The 2,074-nt window shown below is 78.4% G+C and carries 2 protein-coding genes; one reads left to right on the top strand and one right to left on the bottom strand.

Translation table 11 applies throughout. From position 1 onward, the window contains the following. On the bottom strand, positions 1-854 hold an 854-nt coding region (locus tag MHY85_RS22000; protein ID WP_239200359.1), incomplete at its 3' end, for a bacterial transcriptional activator domain-containing protein. A 222-nt stretch (positions 855-1,076) separates the two neighbouring features. Here MHY85_RS22000 and upp point away from each other — a divergent pair. Further along, a complete protein-coding gene (gene upp, locus MHY85_RS20860) occupies positions 1,077-1,712 on the top strand; it encodes a uracil phosphoribosyltransferase (protein WP_154730806.1) in 636 nt (211 codons plus the stop codon). Positions 1,713-2,074 lie beyond the last annotated feature (362 nt).

Raw genomic sequence — 2,074 nt, 5'->3', positions numbered from 1 at the left:
GACCAGGTCCTTGTACGTGGCCTCGATGCTCTCGCGCCGGCGGGAGTGCGTCGCGGCCACGTAGAAGGACCTGGTCGGCGGCGGCGGCGCGCGGCGGGGGCCGGGTGCGCCGCCGTCCCGTCCAGCAGCTCCAGGTGGAAGGCGGCGACCTCCGGTGCCGGGTCCGCGCCCAGCGCCTCGCGGAGCCGCTCCCGGTACGCGCCGAACGCCGCCACCGCCTCGGTGCTCCGGCCCGCGGCGTGCAGCGCGCGCATCCGGAGCAGGTGCGCCCCGTCGTCCAGGGGCGCGAGCGCCAGGAGGTCCTCGGTCGCGGCGAGCGCCGCGTCGTCGCCGAGGTCCAGCAGCGCGGCGGCCCGCACGCGCAGCAGGTCCCGGCGCACCCCGTCCGCCCGCGCGGCCACGGCGTCGACCAGCCCGGTCGCGGTGCCCCCGGTCCCGGGGCCGCCCTCCCAGAGGGCCAGGGCCGCTCCCGTCCCGGCCGCCGCGCCCGCCGCGTCCCCCGCGGCGAGCGCCGACCGGGCCGCCTCCGCGGCGGCGGCCGCCCGCAGCAGGTCCACGGCGCCGCCCGGCACCCCCAGCGCGTACCCGGCGGCTGTGGACGTCAGCAGCCCGGGGTGGGCGCCCCGGAGCCGGGACACGAGGGTCTGCAGCGCCGCACGACCGGACGCCGGCGCACCGTCCGGCCAGGTCTCGTCCACCGCACGGGCCGTCGACAGACCGCGGGGCTCGAGCGCCAGGGCGAGCAGCAGGTTCGCGCCGAGGCCGCTCACGGGCAGCAGCGCGCCGTCGGGGCCGGCCGCGCGGACCTGGCCCAGGACGGCCAGCCGGATCGGCTCGGGCGCGGGACCAGGCACCGCGGCAGTCTAGGTCGCGCGCCCCCTCACCCGGTGCACGCGAGCGCCCCGGTGGGCGGTCCGCCGGCCCCCGCCGGACCGGGGCCGGCGCCGGTGGGTGCGCAGCGGCGACGACGCAGGCAGGGGGCTGCGCCGTCGCCGCGCGCTGCCGCCCATCGTGCTGCCGATCACGCCACGGCGCCCGGGACGTCGGTCCCGGGGACCGCACGGTAGGTTGGGGCCATGCGCCTGCACGTCGCCGACCACCCGCTCGTCGCCCACAAGCTGTCGGTGCTCCGGAACAAGGAGACGTCGTCCCCGACGTTCCGCAAGCTCGTCGACGAGCTGGTGACCCTGCTGGCGTACGAGGCGACGCGCGACGTCCGCACCGAGCCCGTCGAGGTCGTGACCCCCGTGGCCACCACCACCGGCGTGAAGATCGCGGAGCCGCTGCCGCTCGTGGTGCCGATCCTGCGCGCCGGCCTCGGCATGCTCGACGGCATGACCCGCCTGATGCCGACGGCCGAGGTCGGGTTCCTGGGCATGCAGCGCGACGAGACGACGCTCGAGGCGATCACGTACGCCAACCGGCTGCCCGAGGACCTGACGGGCCGGCAGTGCTTCCTGGTCGACCCGATGCTCGCCACCGGCGGCACGCTCGTCGCCGCGATCGACTACCTGTTCGCCCGCGGTGCGCGCGACGTCACCGCCGTGTGCCTGCTCGCGGCCCCCGAGGGCCTCAAGGTGGTCGAGGAGGCCGTCGGCGACCGCGGCGACGTGACCGTGGTGGTCGCGGCCGTGGACGAGCGGCTGGACGAGAACGCCTACATCATCCCGGGGCTCGGCGACGCCGGGGACCGGCTGTACGGCGTCGTCTGACGCCCCGCCACGGGCCCGCGCGCGCCGTCATCCGGTCTCGGCCGCTGAGACCCCGCACGGAAAGCCCTTGGCGCCCGGCCCGGCCGCTGCCACCATCGGGGGCGTGATCCTCCGCCGACGCCCGACCGACGCCTCCCCGGCGTCCGCCGGCGTCCGCCCGGGAGCGCATCGCACGCGCTGTTGGTCCTGACGCACCGCCGTCCCCCGACCGCACCCCGGCCGCCCGTCCGTCGGCGGCCCCGCGCACCCCTGGGACGACCGGCACGTGCAGAACCCCCCCCACCAGCGCACCCACCAGGTCGAGGCGCTGTTCCACCCGGGCCGGGCCCAGGTGAACCCCCCCCGCGCCAACCAGCGCCAGT

Source organism: Cellulomonas sp. ACRRI (genome assembly GCF_022346185.1).
Taxonomy (GTDB): Bacteria; Actinomycetota; Actinomycetes; order Actinomycetales; family Cellulomonadaceae; genus Cellulomonas.
The sequence above is the reverse complement of the archived record's forward strand: the minus strand, read 5'-3'. Positions and strand labels throughout refer to the sequence as shown.